Below are 22,882 nucleotides of genomic sequence, written 5' to 3'. Positions count from 1 at the left end.
TATGCTGTATCTAGACAACAGCTCAACCACACCTGTATATCCAGAAGTGCTTGAAGAGATGCTTCCCTTCTTTCTTGAAGAGTTCGGAAACCCTTCTAGCAAGTATTATTCACTGGCAGAAAACTCTAAAAACGCTGTTGAACATGCTCGAGAACAGTTAGGTAAATTTCTTAACTGTTCTTCTACCGAACTGTACTTCACTTCAGGAGCGACCGAAAGTAACAACTGGATTTTAAAGAGTGTAAGTTCATCTTTGCCGGACCATCAAGTGATTACAACGGTAGCCGAACATTCATCTAATTTGGAAATCGTCAATTATTTAAATGAGCACCTTAACATTCCTGTTGAATACTTATCAGTCGATCGATTCGGAAGAATCAATTTTTCTGAATTAGAGTCTTTGCTAAAAAAACGTCCTACCTCAATTGTTTCAATCATTTGGGGAAATAATGAGTTAGGATCTTTGAATGACATCCAAAAAGCTTCAGAACTCTCTGCTCAGTACGGTGCACTTTTCCATACAGATGCGACACACGTCGCTGGAAAAAAGAAAATTAGTCTTTCAGAACTAACTCATGTACATTTTTTATCCGCTTCCGCTCATAAATTCAATGGACCAAAAGGGATTGGAATTGCTTATGTGAAAAAAGATGAGGACGGGATTCCAAGAAAATTGACACCACTGATCCATGGTGGTGGTCAAGAGCAAGGTATTCGAGGGGGAACACTTGCTGTTCCTCTGATTGTAGGAATGGGAAAGGCGGCTGAAATGCATCAAGCAGCCTTGTCCAAAAACATAAAAAAGTTAGAGAAACTTGAAGCGTATTTAGTTCAACTGTTAGCCCAAAAGTTTGGTTCGAACATACAATTTAATAGTGATTATACGAATAAAATTCCTGGCATTGTGAACGTTCAATTCATTGGTATTAACAATGAAGTTCTCGTAAAACAACTGGCTCCCGTCATGGCGGTCTCAACTGGATCTGCATGTAGCTCCAGTAAGCCGAGTCATGTGTTGCAAGCCATCGGATTATCGCTTGAAGAAGTTCGATCTTCGATTCGCTTTTCATTATCTTCTAATACAGAGTTGAAAGACTTGGAAATATTCCAAGAGCTATAGAAAATCGCCAGTCACAATGGACTGGCGATTTTCTTATATTCGATTTTCCATACGAAATTCTGAAAGCATTTCTTCTTTCGGAATATCCTTATGGTTATCTAAAATCTCTTTTCGAATTTCTTCAATCGAATAAGAACTTCCACTAATGCCGTACTGCTCTGGCAAATTGAAGAGTAGGATATCATCCTCGCGCGTAATCATAGATACAGTCTCTTCAGATTTAAACGAAATCACGACCCCTTTATTAAAGTAGTCTGTAAGATTATTCGAAATCTCGTATTCACCTTTCATTAATTTTTCAATGACATGAAGACGCTTTCCTTCAAAATCATATTGATGGTCTTTTTCCGACCATAGTTTTCCTTCGAAGAGCTTTTTAGCATTGGCTAAGAAAAGGTGCGCAAAGAACATTCGGTAGTATTGTTGTAAAAACGTCGGATTGTTTTCACCGATACCTAAATCTGCGTCAAATAGGTACTTTGTTTGAACGATCTGATTTCTTGCCTTATCCAACACATTGCTTAAATTCCGACCAATCTTTACTTCAACCGGATAATAGTGCATTTTTACTTGGGCGTCTTTTTCTTCGACTCCAATTAAAAGGAGATCATCAGAATAACTACCTGACTTGCCTAATGCTTTCACTGTAAACGGAGAATTTGTATGGTTTAATCCAACTGCTTTAGCGACTCGCAAAATTTCTTCAAGTGAAATAGGTACCCATGTGATTTCATCTGTCGCAAACATAGCAAGTGAATATTTTACAGCTGCTAGTAGACTGAATTTCTCTCGACTCTTATGAATATTATGGGCTGTTGCGTTGCTCAATCCTTGTTGAATCATCTCTAACAACCACTCGCCGTTAATCACATTGAATGTTTGAATGATTTCACGAATGCTTTCAGTTGAATTAATATCCGGTTTTTCCCTTGTTAAATACTCTTTAATTACCGATTGATACTGGTCTGTTTTTTTTGTAACAGTGATTGCATCGTAGCGATACGAAGAAGATTGATCATTGTAATGAATGATAATCAATTCATTATTGGGATTTCCTTGCTTAGAAGAGAAATACCCTAAATCAACGGTTGGCTCAATCAAAGTTACCCAATGAGAACTGTCATAAATGTTTTGAAGTCTATGACTATCTCTCGCCCCAGTAATGCTCGCTAGTGCAGTCATGTTATGGGTGAATGAACTACTACCGTTGTCTTTCATGTGAACATTGAGCTCGTTAAAAGACTTTGCACTACGCATCAATAAATCTTCTTCACCAATCGAATGGCCCTTCAATCCAAATCCCATGCTAAATTGTCCGTCTCTAATCGTTGGCGCGAGTGAAGAATATAGCCCTTTCATGGCATTGCCACTTTTAATCCCTTCCATCTTATCAGGGAAAATTTGTTCTTCACCACTCATTTTATAAAAACTAATATGAGCATATTCATAATCATCGAATTTCGCGTTCTCAATATGATAATGGTTTATGAGTGATTGAATTTTTTCTGCAACCTCTTCTGGTGACAACACAAAGTTTTTTGGAACTAAGTCATATACAAATTCAAAATGTTCCCAATCTCCACTCATGAAGTCTTTAGATGCAAACTGATCAAATGCACTATTATACTTTCCAGATTCACTGTATAATTTCAATTCGACCGGAACAAGTCGCTCACTGTTTTGTTCGATGTTTTTCTTAAGTTGCTCAAACATCCATTCCACAACACCTTTTAACACCATTTCATCATTTATAACTTCTATTACATTCATTTGAATTGGTGCAGTCAATGAATGGTTTGCTCGGAAAAATAACGAAGAGAAATGGTCGACAAATTGACTCATCTTCTCTTTTACAACTTCTGACAAAAAGCGATCCGCATTTGCGACGACTACTTTCTCTTTCACACGATAAATCATCCATTCAGGAAGAGTAGACTGCGCTTCAGTTTTATACTCTTTTCCCTCATACCATAAATATGGAGCTAAAGCATCTCCACGTAACCTTTTAAGCACACTTTCTGATACTTGATCTTGGCCCAGTTGGTTATTTAACTCCAATTGAAACGCAACATTGATTGGATGAAACGGAGTGAAGTATACAATTTCTTCTTGTTTGTTATGAAGTACACCAAGTTTCATAATTGAATGACCTAATTCAAATAGTCTATCTGACTCCTCAATCGACTCAATTGCTTCAACGTATGTTTTTACATAGTTTTCTGCAACTTCTTTGTATTGATCATCCCAATGAGTCAACATCGGTATCGATTTTTTTATCTTAAAGAAATTAATGAACTGATTATAGGCTTCCCGTAAATTATAGTATTTACCAAATTCAAGATTAACCGGGTTAATCGCCCCTGAAGATAATACAGCTGAATAGATTCCATCTTTCACCCATTGTAATTCATAGTCTAAAAAATCTTTATATTCATTTTGTGGGTAGTAGACTTGGTTTTTCAGAATTAACTTTCCATCTGTCCCTAATACAATTGAAGTTCCTTTTTCCCGCTTTTCTTTGAATAATCTTATGTTCGGTACTGGGTGTGGTTTGGATGCATCTATACTAAGCTTAATATTAACCGGTTGATTTTCTCCAACTTTCAATTTTAGTAATTGGTGATCTTCAAAAGCATCTTGGTCAAAGTGGTACGTAGAATGTGGTTCTTCTTCACAGACAAGTATAGCTGTGTCTTGAATAATTGGATTTATGGAACCATTTCCCAAACGTAGCTCCCCTTCTTTGTTCCCTAGTGTTAAATACTCTTGATTCATTCCTTTATCACGCTTCACTTCGTAAGTTCCAGCATAGTCTTTAAGAACTTCCTGAGAAAATGGTAATACAATAATATTCAATTCCGAATGTAACGTACTCTCATTCTTCACTCTATATTTAACAATGCACTGCATGGGTTGATTAACTTTTTGAATGTTCAAGTTCAAATATAGGCTGTTTGACTTCACACTGGATTCTACGAGCAGATTTGGATTAGTATATTCGATTGTTACTTGAGACTCTTCAAGGTTCTTTCGTATACCTTTTCCTTCGATTAAGTATTTCGCTCGTAATGAAATCATCTCTTCATGATATGGATTAAATAACGCGATGTAACGTACTCGTCTTCCTGTTTTCGTCGACTTATGCGGTCGATCCCACATGGTGACAGCTATATCCGTATTAACTGTAGAAATTCCTTCTAATTCAAAGTTTTTATTGTTTTTTACTGCCTTTAGTTTAAATACTTCTTGTAGCGTCAGCTCACTCCAATTGTCGTCCTTTAGTTTTGAAACTCCTTGTTCGCTAAACTTCTTTGGTAACTGCGTTTCAATCGTTTCATTAAAGTGACTCTCTTGAACAAATTCAAACAAATCACGATTCTCTCGAATTCGTTCTCGGATTTCTTTTTTAGAAGACGTTTGAACGAAAGCATCTAATTCTCGATCATGAAATAGTCTAAGTTTTTTATAGTCTTTCTCTGTAAGTACTTGTTGCTGCATCAACGAAAGAATTTCTTCAAAGTCAAAAAATGAAACTCCTTTAAACGAACTAAACTCCTGTTCAATTTCTTTTAAATGGAAATCTAACACTTCGTTCAAAGCACCTTTAGAACCAGCCATTTCCCTTAGTTCGTTCTTTAGCTCTTCTAATATTTTTTGTGGATTTAGTGGCATGCCATCTTTTTGAAGGTTCGCACCACCACCGTCAATACTATCAAGTTGCCCGTGATAAATGACTAATAGTGAGTGGTTTATACCGCTACCTTCTTGTTCACTTACCAAGTTACGTAACTTAACAAAGAAGTCGGGTTGAACACCTTTTGTTTGTGTCGCAACAATCAATCGACTTCGACCGTAATCGATCGAGATTGTCGAGTATTCTACAGACCCGTTCAACTCGTACTCAAATGTATTGATTCGGTCGCTCGCTACTTCTTGAAGATATTTTTTCATAAATTCCACTTGCTGTTCTTCTTCAAGTTGCAAGTAGTATTTGTCTCCAGAAATCGGATTATTTGAAAGGAAATGACTGTTTATTTTTTCAGTTATATATTCATAAAATTGGTTTGACATATTGAGCCTCCCCACTATCGCTCTTCTTATCGATGACATTTATTTTTTCTAACATTAAAAGGAATGCGGTTGCTGATTCATTATCAAAATTTACTCCACGTTGGCGTAAACGATCAAGCAGCTCTACAAATGTAATGCGGTCTTCTTTGCAAGAGACTGCACTTAAAAGAATTAGCATCTCTTGGTTAAGTGATAGGACATATCCTAACCGGCCACGGCGTTTTGTAAACTGAGAGTTTGCAATATTCTTTACCTGATCTCCGTATCTCTTTTGCGCCGCCTCTGGAGTAGTCGTTTTCATTGTAGAGAACAGTTGTTTAACTGTCTCATTGAAAGTTTCACTTTTCTTCAAATCTTGATTTAACCCTGAATATTGTAAGATTCTCATTGATTGAGCATCTACGTCTTCGAGAAATTGATTTTGAGCTTCAGAAGTTAATTCGTTGAACTCGTTGAATAATTCGTCATATGTCATAATCCGAGACTTTGAATCATTTAATGTCTTATTATTCGTATTACAACTTAACTGAGCTAACGTTAGTTCGTGCGCAAACAAATTTTCACTAGACGAAGACAATAAACTCATTCCGGAGTTAATTGTTTTCCTGCGTGAAGTGACAGTAGTCTCAGGACTTAGCGTATAGAAAAGATTAGTTGGATGGTCCCAATTAGACAATTCGAAACCATTAATTTTTATTGTGGTTTGTGAAACAACAAAATGAAGGTAATATTTCATTAAAGAATTCGCTTCTTTCAAGAAATACTGTGGATGCTTGGACAAATAGATTAAGTCTTCCGAAAGGAGTTTCATTGGTTGTGCTGATTGTAAGGCGTATTCGTTATCGAATTTACGACTTTTTAGTTTTGGAAGTAATCTAACAATCATTTTGTCTAATAGCGTCTCATGTTCCGTTGTTTCAAAAATAGCTCGAATTTCATCTAATTCTTTTGCATCTAGTGCTTCGCAGGTCAAATCAGCTAAGTATGTCCCTAACTTTCTCTTCGTCGCACTATTTCCTTGGATATATTTATACATACTTGGATGAGTTATATTCAGTCCGCCATTACTTTTTACAATCAAATCAGTATAAAACGCATGCACCTCATCTTCATTATCTGGGTTTGTCTCAGTCTGGTCTAACAAACTTTCCATAACATGTTCTGTGTTAAATAATTTGGTGGCCAACTCTTCTTGTGAAATTCTCCTTGCAAACGTTCCAAATTCATTTTCCCACTCATTCAATGCACCCTTTATAGAGTCACTTTGACTCGTAGTAAAGGGAAACAATTTATAAAAGTTTGCGGTTTGTCTTCGTGCAATTTTAGTTCTAGTTTTATCAAGAGCAATCACTTGCTTCTCATCGAATATTTTATCTGGTAACAACCTCATGATTTTATACCTTCTCTCGAAAACTCATAATTTACTGAAAGTCACTTTTTCCTCATCACTGAATGGATCAGTCTCTTGTTTCAAAATAAATGCTTCACCTGATTGAATAACATATACTAAAACCTCATCGTTGTTATTGTTGTAAGTTCGAATAGCATTCGCAAATTCGCTGAATCGAATCGCATCATCAAAATCCAGTTTAGAGGGTTGATACCCTTGATCAATTTTAGAAATCAATTCAAACATTTTGTAGTCAATCTCTAATTTAACTTCTTTCTGATTTTCTCCAACGGCAAACTGAATTAATAATGAATTTCGGAACTGATTAATTTTTTCAGCATTTGTCTGCGATTTACTGATAGGCTGCAGTTTAAATAGAACTGGTTTTGCAATCCGATAACGCTTTGAAACTTTAGAACTGGTATCAAATAAATACATCTTCTTATCTTTTTCATAGCCGAACCAAAGCATTAATGCATTTTTGAATATCGTATATAAATCTTTCAAGTCATTTCGGTGCCCGGTATAGTAGCTATATAAGTACTTAGAATACTCCTCAATCGACTGTTGCGAGATGCTTAACTCGATTGGATTTGATAAATATAACAATCGCAACAGAGCTTGCGTATAATTATGGGCTCTCTCAACATCAAGCATTTCCAACTCATATGCTTCTTTTGTAATCGGATCAAATTTCGACACGATTTCATCCACATTCGACTCTAATGTTAGTTTTAAAATAAGCTGGTCAACCTTTTCTGACCGTTGCAAAACCGGGTCTTCACGACGAAGCATTTCTGCTATAGACGAATCATTCGAACTCATGAATATTTTTTGATGCACTCCATGCATGAGCAATGATTCCAGTAACACATTTTGTTTACTAATCTGAGACCACTTTCCTGGAATTATCATTTCGTAAATTAAATTAAAGAATTGTCTCATCGAAAGAACTGTTTTCTCTTTCAAAAGTGCATGAGAAAGTAACATAACAAAATTACGACGGATATTCTCATTGGTCATCAATAAATAGTTTCGATGAACAATCGAATCTATATTATTGTTTTTATCTTCGGTGTAGGCTAAATAGAAAGGATTCTCTTCATTCTGAGAAAATATTTTATCCAATACCCTCATTAAAAAATCAGACTCAGTCCCATTTCTCGTGAGCTCATACATTGGATAATCAGAAAAACTAACCATCGAAAAACTCTCATGATTTAACGGTGAAGATATTTCATTGTCAAATATTCCCGAACTTTCGATATAGGAAATCAATGCTTCAAACGAATACTCATTTGGAGTAGTTTTTAGGTAATCGTATAAAAATTTATGGAGTACTCCTAAGTTGATTGCGAGAACAAACTCTTCATCTCCAGATTGAAGTAACTGATCAGAGAACGGCAATAACTTTTCAAATAATGTCTCCATAGCTGTCTTATGTGGTGACAGACTTTCTGTTGCGTCATTCCAAACTTTGTCTTTATAACGCTTCATCAGTTCAGGTTCGACTGATTGAAGGTTTGAAAGAATATGTGATTTACCATCTCCAACACTTCCGACTAACAATATGAGGCGTTTTTGCTCAGGTTTAGATAATAATTCAACTAACTTCTTCTCTATCGGTCGCTCTACATGTAAATACTGCTTTAATGGACTGAGTGGTAACTCGGCACTTTCTACCGCTTCTTTTGATGACTCATTTAAACGAGAAAATAAATTATATAGATAGCTCTCATCCGGATTTTCCACTGGAGCTAAATAATTATATAAGACTTTACTTTCCTCAAAAGATTCAGTGTCAGATTGATTTGCCGCTTCGTCAGCAGATTCATTTGAACGAAGTTTGGCCATCAGGCGACTTTCCAGTACGTCCAACAAGTCATCATGGTTGCCAAAATCATTCTTTGAGAAAGGTTTTGGAGGTGCATACTTAGGCATTTCTGGCGGATTCTCAAACTCCAAAATGTATGAATCAATTATTGTGTGCAATGCTGACCAAATTTGAGGTAATACTTGATGAGATTCTTTCGTAAATGACTCATGGGCAGCACTGTTCCCATTCTTACGAATAAAATGAAGTTCACTTGCTACAGTTCGGTCGATGATTTCTTCTTGCTGTAACAATTTGATATTTTCATTTAAGTTATATGTATTTTGTAGTCCTTTAATATCCAGCCAGTTATTCACGATTGCCTCAATCATTTTTCGTGAATTCAATAATGCACTCTCGGGATCTTCAAAATATCGATCTTGAACTTTTTCCCCAAGTTCTTCTGCTTTAGGATTTATTTGTTTAAGAAACGAGAAAAAATAATCCATGTATAATCCTTCCTTTCATTAACCCTATATAAAATTTATTATTAACTATTTCTTTTATTATATCTATAATGGTGATAGATGGTAGGTTTTACCTACAATAATAATGATAAAGGAGCTGTAGTATGGATTCAACATCTACTATACCTTCGCTTCCAAATTGGTTTTCTCCCAGAGATTATCAGTTAACCGCCATTTCAAAATGGGAACATCATAATTATCAGGGGTTGTTGGAGATGGCTACCGGTACCGGAAAAACTCTTACAGCCCTGACGGCAATCACGTATACATTTCAACATACAAAGCGGCTTGCTGTAGTCATTTTGTGTCCTTATCAGCATCTTGTCGACCAATGGGCGAAAGATGCCAAATCTTTCGGCATGAAACCAATACTATGCTATGGGTCGAAGAATAATTGGTATTCATCATTAGGTGGTATGATAACTAAATATAATTTTAAAATAACAAGTTTCATGTGTATTATCACTACAAACAATACATTTAAAGGGGAAGCTTTCCAAAATCAATTAAAGAGAATTACTGATCACGGAACACTTGTAGCGGATGAAGCTCATAATTTAGGGACCGATCAGGCGATTAAATCATTGCCTTCACAATTCCAAAATCGACTTGCATTAAGCGCTACACCGATTCGTCATCATGATGAAATTGGAACTGAACGGTTATTAAACTACTTTAACGGTTCAATATATAGCTTTTCTTTGGAAGAAGCGATCCAAGCGGGTTATTTAACAAAATATTATTACTACCCCCACTTAGTTGCCCTTACTGAAGAAGAACTAGAACAGTATCACGAGTTGACAAATAAAATCTCAAAACTTATCAGTATTCAAGAAAGTAGTTCAATAGAAGCAACAGGGAACGATAAAAGCATGCTGGAAATGCTATTAATCAAGCGAGCACGATTAATCAACGCAGCAAAAGAAAAAGATCTTCTTCTGAAAGAACAACTTCAATCACAATCGGATCTGTCAAAAACTATTATTTATTGTGGTGACCATAAAACAGATGACGAGCGACATGTCGATTATATATCTGATTTTTTAAATAATGAATTACACATATCCGCGAGAACTTTCACTTCGACAGAAAAGAAAGAACTCAGAAAACAACTTCTTAAAGACTTTACTGATGATCACATTAAAGTCTTGGTCGCAATTCGTTGTTTAGATGAGGGGGTGGATATTCCATCTGCTGAAACAGCATATATATTAGCAAGTACGACAAATCCCAAAGAATTTATTCAGCGTCGAGGAAGAATTTTAAGAAAAAGCCCAGGAAAAAAATACGCGTACATTCACGACTATATTGTGATTCCTCGACCACTAGAAGAAATTGATTTGTTAACGGATCAAGAATTCAATATTGAAAGACGGTTGCTAATGAATGAGTTAAAACGTATTAACGAGTTCGCTTCAATATCTGAAAATCAATTTCAAGCACTGCAAGTGATCAATCCAGTTAAAGAAGCATTTAATTTAATTGACCTGTGATGAAACATTAGGAGGTGAACATGTATGGAACACCGTTCTTCAAATGAAAAAAATGTGAATGCCTTACTTGATGAACTATCAAAAACTGAACAACGTATTCTTCAAAATATCATTCGTCTTGAGAAAGCATACTTAGATAAAGAAGGAAGTTTTACAGCGGCACAACTACCGGATGAATTCTCGAAAATTATTAAAAAGGAGTACATCTAAAATGATTCTAAAGCGCTTAGTACTTGAAAACTTCCGTCAATACTATGGTGTCAATTCTATTCATTTTGCCTACGGTGCAGAAAAAAACGTTACCGTGATTCATGGTGAAAATGGGAGCGGAAAAACTGCTCTGTTAACTGCATTAATTTGGGGATTCTATGGTAGAGAATTAAAACTTCCAAACCCAGATTTTATATTCAATAACAAAGCAGTGAATGAATGTTCTGAAAATCATACTGACTTAAAAGCGGAAGTTCAAATTCAATTTGAACACAACGGCTATTCATATGAACTACAACGACGTCTTGAAGCAAAATACGATTACGACCAAAAAAGTTTGACGTTCCCGAAAAATAAAGTTAGCAATCAAAAAGTTGAATTGACAAAAACCAATCTAATTAATAAACAAACTACAAAAGTACGTGATATTTCTTATGAAATCAATCGCATTCTCCCATATAAGCTTCACACCTTCTTCTTCTTCGATGGTGAAAGAATGGACCACCTCGGTAAAAAAGAAGCCTACTCGGAAATTCGTGATTCAATAAAGAGAATGATGGGATTAGAGTTGTTCGATAATTCTATTGATCATCTGAATAAAACAATCGTCAAATTACGGGATGAAGTATCTAAAAACGTCGAAGGTGAGTTAAGCCAAAAATACTCGCGCGTAAATGAATTAGAGAAAGCGAAATCTGCGAAAAAAGAAAAACTCTATGAATTAGAAGCAGAAGTAAGTGCGGCCAAAAAAGAACTCTCAAGCGTCGAGGATGCACTTCGAGATGGTGCAGAAACTCGAAAATACCAAATTAATCGTGAAAAATTATTGGAGTCAATTAGCTCAACAAAACAAGCATTTGATAAGAAAATGAAAGAGTTAGGTTTTCTATTATCTCGTTCTGGTTCTCTAGCCTTCTCCTCGTTAGCAATCAAACGGTTTGAAAGAATTGCTCAAAAGGATCGAAGTGAAGAGATTGAAAAGTTAATTCATCCAGATTTAATCCCATCCCTCCTTTCACGCGAAGAATGTATTTGTGGACATCGAATTGACGAAGAAGCACAACGATATTTAACAGCCACTCAACAGGAGGTAATGGGGCTATCAGAGACCAAAAATGAAGTGGACCAGCTCTTATTTCAATTAAGTGGATGGGATGTCTCTAGAGATAATTTTTATCGAGAAATAAGAAGACATCTAATGGAACGCGAAAGTATGCGTGAAAAAATTCAAGTATATGAAGAAGAACTTAGAGAGATTGAAGAGCATATGAAGTCGAATGCTCGAAATATCGAGGATTCTAAACAACTGATTGGGAGAGAGTCCTCCATTCAAAAAGCAATCATTGAAACAGAAGCCAAAATCGAACATTTAAAAGAAGCATTGAGTGAATTTAAAAAAGAAGAAGAGCAACTGCAAAAAGAACTTGGTAAATTATCTAAAGCTGAAGAACGACAACACAAATTTCAAATTGCTCTCGCTTCAGCAAATAAAATTAAAGAGACCCTCACAGGGCTTTTAAAGTTGAGAGAATCTCAAGTCAGAACGGAACTAGAAGAAAAAATTAAAACAACGTATGCAAAACTATTAAGAAAAGACTATACGATTTCCTTAACTGATCATTACGAACTACTTGTGACAGACTCACAAGGAAAACACGTTGGCTTATCACAAGGTGAATCGCAAATCACAAGTCTAGCTTTTATTGGAGCGATAGTTGATTTGACACGTGAATATCAAGTTAAAGAAAAAGGGCATGCGCTTGATGAAGAATTGAAGTTGGGTAATATTTACCCTCTCGTCATGGACTCACCCTTTGGAGCGCTTGATGCTGATCACCGTTCTCGTGTTGCAACTAACCTCCCGTTGCTTTCTGAACAAGTGGTCGTCATCGTCTCTACATCTCAATGGCGCGGTGAAGTAGAGTCTGCAACTCAACAACGAATCGGTAGTGCTTATCGGTTAGTCAATCATATAAATGATACATCTGGTGAGCGAACTGAAATTTTGGAGGTGTATTAAATGAGTAGACGTTCTGTAAGACGTGATGGTGCCCAAAACGAAATGTACGTTACTCTCAAAGACGACGTCCAACTGTTTGAGTCATATAAAGATGTCTTCATGGCCGCTTTAATGTATGGATACACAAACGAACGCAGAAAAAAGATAAAAAATGGTCCCGAAATTTTACTAGGAATTTTCTCAAGTCAAGATATACAATTCATGAAGATGATCATGTATTTAGAAAAGGAGTACGAGCTTTTCTCTACTGAAGATGAAGCGGAAAGCGCAGATATGAATTTCGAAAACTTCGAGATTATTGAAGAATATGCTGCTGGTGGTTTGGAAGGACTATATCATGAGCTTCAGAATCACTTATCTGATTCTGAAGCTGCTCAAAACGCATATTTAGATTTGATGATGAAATATGAGAACCAAGATTTTAGCACTGAAGATTTGATTAATGAGCTACCATTGAAATAAACAACAAAGCACTACTGTTCAAGGAATTTCGTTCCTCTTATGGCAGTAGTGCTTTATTTGCATACAGTTATCTCATCTTCCCTTGCGACACAGTTCAGACATATTATTCACTCGAACTCAGTGATTTAGTTTTCAAATTATCATTAATTATTTTATCAACAATGAACTACAATCGGCTCTTAGTGTATCTGAATACAAGTTTTATCGACAATAAATTCCCTACCCTAGATTTGAGAAAGATATGATTTTGTTATTCCACCACCTCAAACGCCTTCACATACGCCACATGATTCAACATCACAATCAACTCATCCTCAAATTGCACGAATCCGTCACTCGCATGTCGAAACGCTTGGTAAACCGATTCCAGTGCCCCCTGCCGCGAATCTGCCTCTATCATATAAGTCAGTTCTTCTCCATTGACCAAATGGAACTCGATTTCGTATGATTTCATCCTACCCTCACCCCTTCTTTATCGATTTTCTTATTCTTCTGGCACATCCGACACTTCCGTCACAATAACTCCCGTATCCCCGACTTTCCCTAAATCTTCTACGGTCGGGTCTTCATACGCCAGCACATGAAACTCCTGCTCGATTGTGCGGATGACATAATGTGCGAGCGCGCCACGGTTACGGTTCACCCGATCAATCGCCATCTGTTCACTAGCGAATGACATCAGGCGTGACTCAGACAGTTTCACAATGGGATGCTCGTTCCATAATCCGTCTTCTTTCATTCCGTGCTCTTCTAGTGTCCCTAAAAAGACGGCATACTGCTCGAAACGAATCCGGATGCGGTCGCGCTCCGCGTCCCATGTGAGGAGCATTGTCGGATTCTCCGCCCCATAGAACGTCCATTCTAACGGATAATACGCTTCATCCTTCATTTGAAACGATTCCATGTCGAGTACGTAGCGCTCAGTCGACATCAAGTAGTGTAAATCTAGTTTCATGAATGATCTCCTCCTAGAAAACACAACATCTTGTTATAAGATTTCCCCTTCTTGACGTAAAATCTCTTCAATTTCTATGAATTCCCCTTCGATAATCTCAAGGTTCTCTCGTTTCACTTCTTCCACACTTTCGACAAACTCTGCTTCCGTCATGTTTACGCCTTCTTCAAGCGTATTCATGAGACGATTGCCCATCTTCGTCATGGACGAGTACGTGATTCCTCCTGAGATGACACCTCCTGCGAGCGGAATCATCTTCGAGATCCCTTTGGCGAACGTATCTTTTGTCATCTTCACCCCAATCATCGCTGACATTTTCTTGATAATCGGATAGTACACCGTTTTCATCAACGCTTTGTTCGGGATTTTTTTCAACGCCTCTTTTGACACTTGCGCGGACAATGCCTTGATGGTAGCCGTCGCGCCACCCACTCCGAACATGACACCTAAAAAGAGAATCAACTCTCCATTCACACGTTCGACATCTAGTTCCCCGTCTTCCCAAAAGTCATCGTACGCATATAAATACCCGATTTCTTGCGCCAAACGGAGTGCGAAACCGAAGAATTGCGCCGTATCGGCCGGTATCGTAGCGGCAAGACCTATGCCACCAGGTAGACCGGCCGCAAACGAGGCGCTCGAGCTCTTCATCGTCTGATTGGCAATGTTTCGTTTCGCCACCTTTTTGATGACTGAAAGCGGGACATTCGCCTCAAGCGGTCCCTTCTCTACAACTTCTGCCAACTGATTCGCTGGCACGTACTTACTGAAACTTTGAGCTAAAAACTCTCTGCGGTCTACTTTCACCCCAGGTAATTTCACTGCATTCGTCATCAAGACTTCAAACACTTCTGACCCGTTCGCCATGACCTACACCTCGTCCTTCTTATGTATCTTGTTCCAAAATCTAGTTTCAGTATATACGGTTCCCCACATGAATTGTAAAACACCTTCCTAATTACCTATATATTTTATATTTAAAGTTCACGAAATCAAAAAGGGAGCATCCAAACGGATCCTCCCACTTTCTTCAATAAAAGATATACCATAGTGCCGCTGCCACTAAGAACAGCCCGGCCCCGACAAACAAGATTTTTGCCAATCGTTCGTATACCATGTCTTCACCTCACCAATGCCGCGCCGACGACGAGGGAGACCCCAATCGACAGCAAGAATGCCAACAGTCCGACGGCGATATTTCCTTTTTGAATCTCATCGTTCACCTTCAGTGTCGGTGTCAAAAATTCAAACAACCAGTAGGTCGCGAGAAGAAGAGCGAATCCGAACCCACCCCCGACGAAGATGTCAATCGTGCTCTCATAATAGCTCTCGACGACACGGAAGATGTTGGCGAGACCGACAATCTTTCCGCCTGTCGCGAGGGCGACGGCGATATTTCCTTTTTGAATCTCGCGCCAGTTGCTGTAGGGCGTCGTCACCTCGAAGATGGCCAGACCGACGATAATCATCAGTCCTGCCATCGAATAGAGACCGAACGATTCCAGCATGACGGCAAACATTAACGTGCCCATTCCCGACTCCCCTTACTTCAGTTCGACGACCGTGACACCGAGTCCACCTTCACCCATTCCACCCGGGCGTTGGCTCTTCACGTGACGATGTCCTTTTAAGAATTCTTGTGTAGCCTGACGCATCGCCCCGGTACCAAGTCCGTGGATGATGCGGACGTTGTCATAGCCCGACACGAGTGCTTCATCGATATACTTATCAAGACGCATGAGTCCCTCTTCGACACGGACGCCACGAAGGTCGAGCTCGGACTTCGTCGAGCTCTGTCGTTTGAGCGAGCTCCCTTTCGACTGAAGCGACTTCTCTTTCGATGGACCGATCTTCTGAAGGTCATCCGCTTTGACGTTCACTTTCATGATGCCGACTTGGACGTTGTACTCATTGTCATTGATTTGTTTCACAATGTAGCCTTTTTGGTTGAACGTCGTCACTTTCACTTCTTCGCCTTTACTGAACGTACGTTTCTGTTGGGCTTTTTGTTTCACTTTTTGGATCTTTTTATCTTGAAGCGTCGGTTTGGCCGACTCGAGTTCTTTCTTCGCTGCGATAATCTCGTGCTCTTTGACGATGCCCTGCTCCCTGAGCTTCTTCAAACGGTCGATGACTTCGTTCGCCTGACGCTTCGCCTGCTCGACGGCCTTCTCGGCTTTCGCCTCAGCCGCACTGTACAAGTTGTCGCGTTCGCGCTCAAATTCGGTCATCTTCTCTTCAAACGTTGCCTGCTCTTCTTCGAAGTCATGGCGTTTGACGATGAGTTCTTGCTCGAGCTGCTCGGCGCGTTGTTTCGCCGCTTCGAGCTCGTTGATCATCGATTCGACCGACTCCGCGTCACTACCGACGTGACTACGTGCCTTATCGATGACTTGCTCGGACAATCCGAGACGACGACTGATCTCAAAGGCGTTCGAGCGACCCGGTACACCGATCAAAAGTCGGTACGTCGGGCTGAGCGATTCGATATCGAACTCCATCGAGGCGTTCATGACGCCTTCGCGGTTATACGCGTATGCCTTCAGTTCCGAGTAGTGCGTTGTCGCCGCGACACGTGCCCCGCGCCGTTTCACTTCATCTAGAATCGCGATGGCGAGGGCTGCCCCTTCTTGCGGGTCCGTCCCAGCACCGAGCTCATCGAAGAGGACGAGTGACATGAAGTCGATCTTGTCGAGCATGCCGACGATGTTCGTCATATGCGAACTGAACGTCGAGAGACTCTGCTCGATCGATTGCTCATCCCCGATGTCGGCATAGACGGCGTCAAACACGGAAAGCTCTGTCCCAAACTCTGCCGGGACGTAAAGACCTGACTGTACCATCAATTGAAGGAGTCCGATCGTCTTCAACGTGACGGTCTTCCCGCCGGTGTTCGGCCCTGTGATGACGAGGGACGTGTAGTCTTCCCCGAGCTCGACCGTGATCGGCACGACCTCATCTTTCGGGATGAACGGATGACGTGCCTGTTTCAACTTGATCTCTCGATTGTCGTTCAACTTCGGCTCGGTCGCTCTCATCTCTTGACCGTAGGCGACTTTTGCAAAGATAAAGTCGAGTTCGGCCAATACGTTGAGGTTCGTCATGACCGCATCATGCACCCCACCGACCTCGTTCGAGAGCGCACTCAAAATCCGATCGATCTCGGCGCGTTCTTTCAGACGAACTTCTTGAATCTCGTTGTTGATGGAGACAATCGCTTGCGGTTCGATGAAGAGCGTCTGACCGGAAGCTGACTGGTCATGGACGATTCCGCCGAACGCCTGGCGATACTCTTGTTTGACCGGCACGACATAACGGTCGTTTCGAATCGTGACGATAGCATCTGAGAGCATTTTCGCGTTATTGCGAAGGATATTGTCGATTCGTGAACGGACGCTCCCTTCATAGCTCCGAAGCTGTGTACGGAGCCCACGGAGTTGTGAGCTCGCCGAATCTTGGACCGTCCCCTGGTCGTCGATCGCATGGCGAATCGATTGTTCGACTTCGATAAGTTTCGTCAATTTGTCCGCATACTCATCAAGGCGCGGGATTCGAATCTCCTCATTGTCCTCATGGAGTTTCTCGAAGAAGTTTTTCACCTGGCGACCGCCGTACATGACAGCAGCAACGGCGAGCAATTCGCTCGTCGAGAGGACCGAGCCGATAGCGGCGCGCTTCACTTCCGCACGGACGTCCGTGAGCCCACCGAGGGGTAGACGATCACGGAGACGAACGACCTCGGTCGCCTCTTTTGTCACGTTCAAATTTGAGAGCACCCGGTCGTACGAGTAGTCCGGTTTCATCTTCAGCGCCAAGTCTTTCCCGAGCGAGCTCGCCGCGTGACCGGCAAGCTGTTGGCGTAATTTTTCATATTCTAGTACGCGTAACGCGTGGTCCATCTAGCATGTTCCTTTCTATCGCTTCGCCGCAAAGAACGCCTTGGCGTCCTCAAACGTGAAGCAGTTGATAATATCCGATGGTTCGAGATAGGCTTTCCGTGCGTGTAACACACCGAGTGCCATGTCTTCCATCATATCTGGGTGGTGCGTGTCGGTATTGATCATCACTTTGACTCCCGCAGCTTTCGCCTTCTTAAGCGTAGATGCGGTCAGGTCGAGGCGGTTCGGGTTGGCGTTCAACTCGAGCGCCGTCCCCGTCTCTTTGGCGAGTGCGATCAACTTGTCCTCGTCAATCGGATAGCCGTCGCGTCGACCGATGAGTCGACCTGTCGGATGGGCGATCACGTTGACGTACGGGGAACGGCAGGCGTTCTCGAGACGTGCCATGATCTCGTCGACGGATTGGTCCATCTTCGAATGGATGGAAGCGACGACGTAGTCGAGCGTCTCTAAAAACTCGGGTTCATAGTCGAGCGTCCCGTCAGGACGGATGTCCATCTCGACGCCTCGCAACACGTTCATGTCGTGCGTCTTCGCGGCTTCCCGGATCTCTTCCCCTTGTGCCTCGAGTCGTTCCTCCGTCAACCCATTGACGAACGTCAAATATTTCCCGTGGTCGGTAATGGCCATCCATTCATAGCCGCGCCCTTTCATCGCCACGACAATCTCGTCGACGGTCAACTTCCCGTCCGACCAGACCGTGTGCATGTGCGCGTCGGCTTTAATGTCCTCGAGTGTGACGAGTTTCGATAAGTCGTGCTCGAACTCAGCATGCCCCTCCCGAAGTTCAGGCGGGATGAATGGGAAACCGTACCGTTCGAACAGTTCTTCTTCCGTTTTCGGTTGCCACAATCCGTCTACCGTCTCGACTCCATATTCGGAAATGGACTCTCCTTTTGCCTTGGCAAGTTGGCGCATACGGACGTTGTGGTCTTTTGAGCCTGTGAAATGGTGAAGTGTCGCGGCGAACGCGCCCGGCTCGACCATGCGGAAGTCGACCGACACCATCTCCTCACGTTCGAGGACGAGCGAGACTTTCGTCTCACCTGCCGCAATCACTTCGTTGATGAACGGCAAAGCGAGCAGTTTCTCACGCAGCGCAATCGGCTCCTCGGTCGCTATGATGAAGTCAAGGTCTTTACACGTCTCTTCGGCACGGCGGAAGCTTCCCCCGACCGAATGACGCAAGACGAGCTCTTCTTTCTTCAACACGTCATTGATCTCTTCGACGATCGGTCTCATGACCGCATACGCTAATCGTTCCGGACGCGACTCAAGGTTTTTCGCTGCGGCGAGCAGCTTCTCGACACTCTTCGCACCGAACCCGGATAGTGATGCCGCTGTCCCGTCTTCGAGTACACGGATGAGCGACTCCAAGTCGACGACGCCGACCTCTCGAAGTTTCGCGAGTTTCTTCCCGCCGAGGCCTTGAATCTTTAAGAGTTTCATTAATCCGAACGGAATCTCTTCCTGCAGCGCTTCGAGTACTTCACTACGTCCTGTGTCTCGATACTCCTCAAGGACGGCGGCCGTTCCTTTTCCGATTCCTGAGACTGAGGTCAAATCCTCGATGTCCTCGAGTTCAAGGTCCATGTTCTCGAGCGCTGTCGCAGCCTTACGGAACGCATTGATTTTAAACGGGTTCTCCCCTTTGATTTCCATATATTGCGCGATCTTCTCGAGCAACATCATCGCTTCTACTTTATTCATACGGTTCCCCCCTATTCACACAGAAAAGACCGAGACACAAGCACTAGCTTGCATTCCGGCCTGTCGTGTCACAACATCTTATTTGAAAACCAATCCGATAGGTATGGTGTGTCTTGAATGATTGTTGTCGCGAGTGACGAATTGTCGACAGCATTTTGAACGCCCGCCATCGGCACGAACGCGATTACCCAAAGGATGAAGAACGTGATAACATACGCCTCAAAGAATCCGAGGACAGCTCCGATCACACCTTTTAATTGGCGTAAAATCGGCAAGTCCGTCAAGAAGTCGAGCATCGCCAAGATGAGATGCAAGACGAGTTTCGTGATGAGGAACAAGACGACGAACCAAAAGACGTTATAAAACGTCATCTCAATCCCTGAAAGAGAGTTGAGGTCCAAGACGCCGCCAGGTAGCGTTCCATCAAGCTGAGACGGATACGGGATCCATAGCTTGAAAGCTTCAGCTAAATCTTTATAGTACGTGTTAGCGACAAGGAAACTGATAATGAGCGCGACCCAATGGCCGAGCTGTAAAATCGCACCACGACGAAAGCCATTGACGATTCCGATAAATAAGAAAAACAGTATAAGTAGCGTAACCATGGATTGAATTATTCTCCCATATTTCGTTTAGTTTTGACGTGATCGCTCGCGATTTGAATCGCAGCAAGGACCGCTGCCTGACGAGCATCTAGATGAGGGGATTGATCACGAATCTCGCGGATCTTACTATCGACCAAAAAGCCTACTTCCCTCACATGATCAGCGGGTTCTTCGCTTACGATCGTATAGTCTTGACCCGCAATGTGAATCGTTGTTCGTTGTAACTGCACGCGCACCCCTCCTTTACGTCTGTCAGCATTAATCATAACATCGTTTTTATATTAGGAAAAGGAGAAGCCCCTTCCATTGATATGTACAACATTTTCTAGTACCCTTCTTTACAGTTATCAAACGTCTTTCTTTAGAAAAAATAAAAGGAATGGTGGCAACATGTTGTGAAATGTGCGAAAATATCAACTATTCAAACAAACAGAAAGGATGATTGATTTGAAACTACGCATTGGCCTCTTAGGTCGCATCATCATCGCGATCGCTTTCGGGATTTTGCTCGGGAGCATCGTACCAGAAAGTCAGAACTGGATTGTTCGGACGTTTGTGACGTTCAACACAGTCTTCGGGCAGTTCTTAGGCTTCGCCATCCCATTGATCATTCTTGCGTTCATCATCCCAGGAATCGGGGAACTTGGAAAAGGAGCAGGAAAGTTAGTCGGACTCACAGCACTCATCGCTTATGCATCAACCGTTGTCGCAGGAACACTCGCCTATTTCGCAACAAGCAACTTGTTCCCGCAAATTTTATCACGTTCTACAGTAGGAGCCGAAAATCCAGAGGAAGCCTTATTGAAAGGATTCATGGAATTTGAGATTCCACCTGTATTCGGTGTCATGACCGCTCTCATTTTAGCTTTCGTCATCGGCATCGGGATTGCCGCAATCGAAAGCAAACGGTCACTTGACCTCGCCATGGATTTCCGCGATATCATCGAGCTCTTAATCAGTAAAGTCATTATTCCATTACTACCAATTCACATCGCCGGAATTTTCATGAATATGACGTACGCGGGTCAGGTCGCTGAGATCCTCTCGGTATTCTCACTCGTCTTCGTCACAATCATCATCCTACATTTAACTATGCTCATGATTCAATATTCAATCGCAGGTGGTCTCAACAAAGAGAATCCGTTCAAGTTGCTCAAGACGATGATGCCGGCTTACTTCACAGCGATCGGGACGCAATCATCGGCTGCGACGATTCCAGTCACACTTCGCCAAGCGAAGTTGAATAACACGGATGAGGGTGTCGCCAACTTCGTCATCCCGCTCTCGGCAACGATTCACTTGTCAGGTTCGACGATCACACTCACGTCGGTCGGTGTCGCGCTCATGTACTTGAACGGCATGCCGATGTCTTACGCGATCGTCCTCCCATTCATCCTCGCACTAGGTGTAACGATGATTGCAGCACCTGGTGTACCGGGTGGAGCCGTTATGGCATCACTTGGATTGTTCGGTTCAATCCTCGGATTCGACGCGACGATGCAAAGTTTGGTCATTGCGCTCTACTTGGCGCAAGATAGCTTCGGGACAGCGACAAACGTCACGGGTGACGGTGCCATCGCGAAGATTATCCACTACTTCAAACACAATACGAAACTTCTCGACAACACAGCCTCGAAACAAGAAGATATCGCATAAAGCAAAAATCATAAACGGGCAAGCCAACAGGTTTGCCCGTTTTGTCTACATTGAAAAGGAGCGATACATATGGAATGGATTGAATGGAAAGACCCGAATCACTTCTCTGACCGCGTCATGGACGCATTGTTGAAAGAAGAAGCCAAGAATAGCCTCATGATCGGCGTCTTGAATAACGTGATACAAGGCATCTATGAGACGTTTCATCAATTCACCGTCGAAGAGGACGGTGAACTGCTCGCCATCCTTCAAGTGACACCGCCACATCCACTCCATTACATCGTCGTGGATTCAGAACGCTCGGACGAACTCCCGTCCTTCATCATCCCGCACCTTCTCGAAAACGAGGTCCCCTTCACCGAGGTCGTCTCAGAACGCGAACAAGCCGAACGGTTCGGTCATGCGTGGCAGGAGTTGACGTCTGGGTCGAGTGAGATGTTCATGTCTCAAGGGCTCTATCGACTCGATCATGTGAACGACATCGATATGGCAAGCGGTCATATGCGATGTGCCACAGCAACCGATCAGACGCAGCTCGAGGCCTGGTATAGTGCCTTTGAAGCCGAATCAGGTCTCCGTTCATCTCCGCCAGAGAAAGTGACAAAGGCCGTCCAGACGATGCTCGAGAGAGAAGAAGCTGTCTTTTGGGAAGTCGATGGACAAGTCGTTTCGTGTGCGAAACGAGCACGTCCGACCGAGAACGGCATCACCGTCTCGTTCGTCTATACGTCACCTGACGCACGAGGAAGAGGGTATGCACGAAGTCTCGTCGCAGACCTTAGCCGCCAGTTACTCGAGACGAAAGTGTTCTGTGTCCTTTATACGGACTTGACGAATCCGACATCAAACAAAATCTATCAGGAAGTCGGTTACAAGCAGATTATGCACTCCGCTTGGGTCCGACTCGCTAGATGAAACGCATCGCCTCCCCTATACTAATAGGTGGAGGCG

The 22,882-nt window shown here is 42.0% G+C and carries 18 protein-coding genes; 7 read left to right on the top strand and 11 right to left on the bottom strand.

What is annotated here, in order from left to right; all coding sequences use genetic code 11:
* The first annotated feature begins 1 nt into the window (after window position 1).
* Window positions 2–1,120: a cysteine desulfurase family protein gene (locus tag KNO76_RS04190; RefSeq protein WP_214882871.1), complete on the top strand. Its 1,119-nt coding sequence runs from the start codon at window positions 2–4 to the stop codon at window positions 1,118–1,120.
* A 33-nt stretch (window positions 1,121–1,153) separates the two neighbouring features.
* Here the strand turns inward: KNO76_RS04190 and dptH are convergent, their stop codons facing one another.
* The 3 genes from dptH to dptF are packed head-to-tail and all read right to left on the bottom strand — an operon-like array spanning window position 1,154 to window position 8,903.
* Complete coding sequence (dptH, locus tag KNO76_RS04185; RefSeq protein ID WP_214882868.1) at window positions 1,154–5,191, bottom strand: DNA phosphorothioation-dependent restriction protein DptH; 4,038 nt, start codon at window positions 5,189–5,191, stop codon at window positions 1,154–1,156.
* The gene (dptG, locus tag KNO76_RS04180; protein ID WP_214882865.1) at window positions 5,172–6,581 is read right to left on the bottom strand and encodes a DNA phosphorothioation-dependent restriction protein DptG; all 1,410 of its coding nucleotides are present in this window, start codon (window positions 6,579–6,581) and stop codon (window positions 5,172–5,174) included. The genes dptH and dptG overlap by 20 nt, the downstream gene beginning before the upstream one ends.
* Window positions 6,582–6,605: 24 nt before the next feature.
* Window positions 6,606–8,903: a DNA phosphorothioation-dependent restriction protein DptF gene (gene dptF / locus KNO76_RS04175; protein ID WP_214882862.1), complete on the bottom strand. Its 2,298-nt coding sequence runs from the start codon at window positions 8,901–8,903 to the stop codon at window positions 6,606–6,608.
* Window positions 8,904–9,025: 122 nt separating this feature from the next.
* On the opposite strand from dptF, the gene KNO76_RS04170 reads away from it, so the two are divergent.
* From KNO76_RS04170 to KNO76_RS04155, 4 genes are read left to right on the top strand one after another with little or no spacing between them, the layout of a single operon-like run.
* Window positions 9,026–10,414 (top strand): DNA phosphorothioation system restriction enzyme, encoded by a 1,389-nt coding sequence (locus KNO76_RS04170; RefSeq protein ID WP_214882859.1) that lies wholly within the window; start codon window positions 9,026–9,028, stop codon window positions 10,412–10,414.
* A gap of 24 nt (window positions 10,415–10,438) precedes the next feature.
* Window positions 10,439–10,624: a hypothetical protein gene (locus KNO76_RS04165; RefSeq protein WP_214882856.1), complete on the top strand. Its 186-nt coding sequence runs from the start codon at window positions 10,439–10,441 to the stop codon at window positions 10,622–10,624.
* Between the two features lies 1 nt (window position 10,625).
* Window positions 10,626–12,644 (top strand): AAA family ATPase, encoded by a 2,019-nt coding sequence (locus KNO76_RS04160; protein WP_214882853.1) that lies wholly within the window; start codon window positions 10,626–10,628, stop codon window positions 12,642–12,644.
* Window positions 12,645–13,106 (top strand): hypothetical protein, encoded by a 462-nt coding sequence (locus KNO76_RS04155; RefSeq protein WP_214882850.1) that lies wholly within the window; start codon window positions 12,645–12,647, stop codon window positions 13,104–13,106. It abuts the gene before it with no gap.
* Between the two features lie 250 nt (window positions 13,107–13,356).
* On the opposite strand, the gene KNO76_RS04150 is transcribed toward KNO76_RS04155, so the two are convergent.
* The 8 genes from KNO76_RS04150 to KNO76_RS04115 all read right to left on the bottom strand — a co-directional run bounded on the left by KNO76_RS04150 (window position 13,357) and on the right by KNO76_RS04115 (window position 20,505).
* Entirely contained in the window at window positions 13,357–13,560 is a 204-nt protein-coding gene (locus KNO76_RS04150) for a hypothetical protein (protein ID WP_214882847.1), read from the bottom strand.
* A 30-nt stretch (window positions 13,561–13,590) separates the two neighbouring features.
* The gene (locus KNO76_RS04145; RefSeq protein WP_214882844.1) at window positions 13,591–14,061 is read right to left on the bottom strand and encodes a hypothetical protein; all 471 of its coding nucleotides are present in this window, start codon (window positions 14,059–14,061) and stop codon (window positions 13,591–13,593) included.
* 33 nt (window positions 14,062–14,094) lie between these two features.
* The gene (locus KNO76_RS04140) at window positions 14,095–14,928 is read right to left on the bottom strand and encodes a bacteriochlorophyll 4-vinyl reductase (RefSeq protein ID WP_214882841.1); all 834 of its coding nucleotides are present in this window, start codon (window positions 14,926–14,928) and stop codon (window positions 14,095–14,097) included.
* 254 nt (window positions 14,929–15,182) lie between these two features.
* The gene (locus KNO76_RS04135; RefSeq protein ID WP_026826566.1) at window positions 15,183–15,593 is read right to left on the bottom strand and encodes a DUF350 domain-containing protein; all 411 of its coding nucleotides are present in this window, start codon (window positions 15,591–15,593) and stop codon (window positions 15,183–15,185) included.
* A 12-nt stretch (window positions 15,594–15,605) separates the two neighbouring features.
* Window positions 15,606–17,960, bottom strand: coding sequence for an endonuclease MutS2 (locus KNO76_RS04130; RefSeq protein ID WP_214882838.1), 2,355 nt, complete (start codon window positions 17,958–17,960; stop codon window positions 15,606–15,608).
* 15 nt (window positions 17,961–17,975) lie between these two features.
* Complete coding sequence (polX, locus tag KNO76_RS04125; protein ID WP_214882835.1) at window positions 17,976–19,670, bottom strand: DNA polymerase/3'-5' exonuclease PolX; 1,695 nt, start codon at window positions 19,668–19,670, stop codon at window positions 17,976–17,978.
* A 68-nt stretch (window positions 19,671–19,738) separates the two neighbouring features.
* On the bottom strand, window positions 19,739–20,275 hold the full coding sequence (locus KNO76_RS04120) for a CvpA family protein (RefSeq protein WP_026826569.1): 537 nt from the start codon (window positions 20,273–20,275) through the stop codon (window positions 19,739–19,741).
* 8 nt (window positions 20,276–20,283) lie between these two features.
* Window positions 20,284–20,505 carry a cell division protein ZapA gene (locus KNO76_RS04115; protein ID WP_026826570.1) on the bottom strand — a complete coding sequence of 74 codons (222 nt, stop codon included), beginning with the start codon at window positions 20,503–20,505 and terminating at the stop codon, window positions 20,284–20,286.
* 208 nt (window positions 20,506–20,713) lie between these two features.
* Between KNO76_RS04115 and KNO76_RS04110 the strand changes: the two genes are divergently transcribed.
* Entirely contained in the window at window positions 20,714–21,931 is a 1,218-nt protein-coding gene (locus tag KNO76_RS04110; RefSeq protein WP_214883040.1) for a dicarboxylate/amino acid:cation symporter, read from the top strand.
* Between the two features lie 69 nt (window positions 21,932–22,000).
* Entirely contained in the window at window positions 22,001–22,846 is an 846-nt protein-coding gene (locus KNO76_RS04105) for a GNAT family N-acetyltransferase (protein WP_214882832.1), read from the top strand.
* Window positions 22,847–22,882 lie beyond the last annotated feature (36 nt).

Origin of the sequence: Exiguobacterium sp. s101, from assembly GCF_018617835.1 — a bacterium.
Taxonomy (GTDB): domain Bacteria; phylum Bacillota; class Bacilli; order Exiguobacteriales; family Exiguobacteriaceae; genus Exiguobacterium; species Exiguobacterium marinum.
Note: the sequence above shows the minus strand (reverse complement) of the source record. Positions and strands in the feature narration are given on the sequence as shown.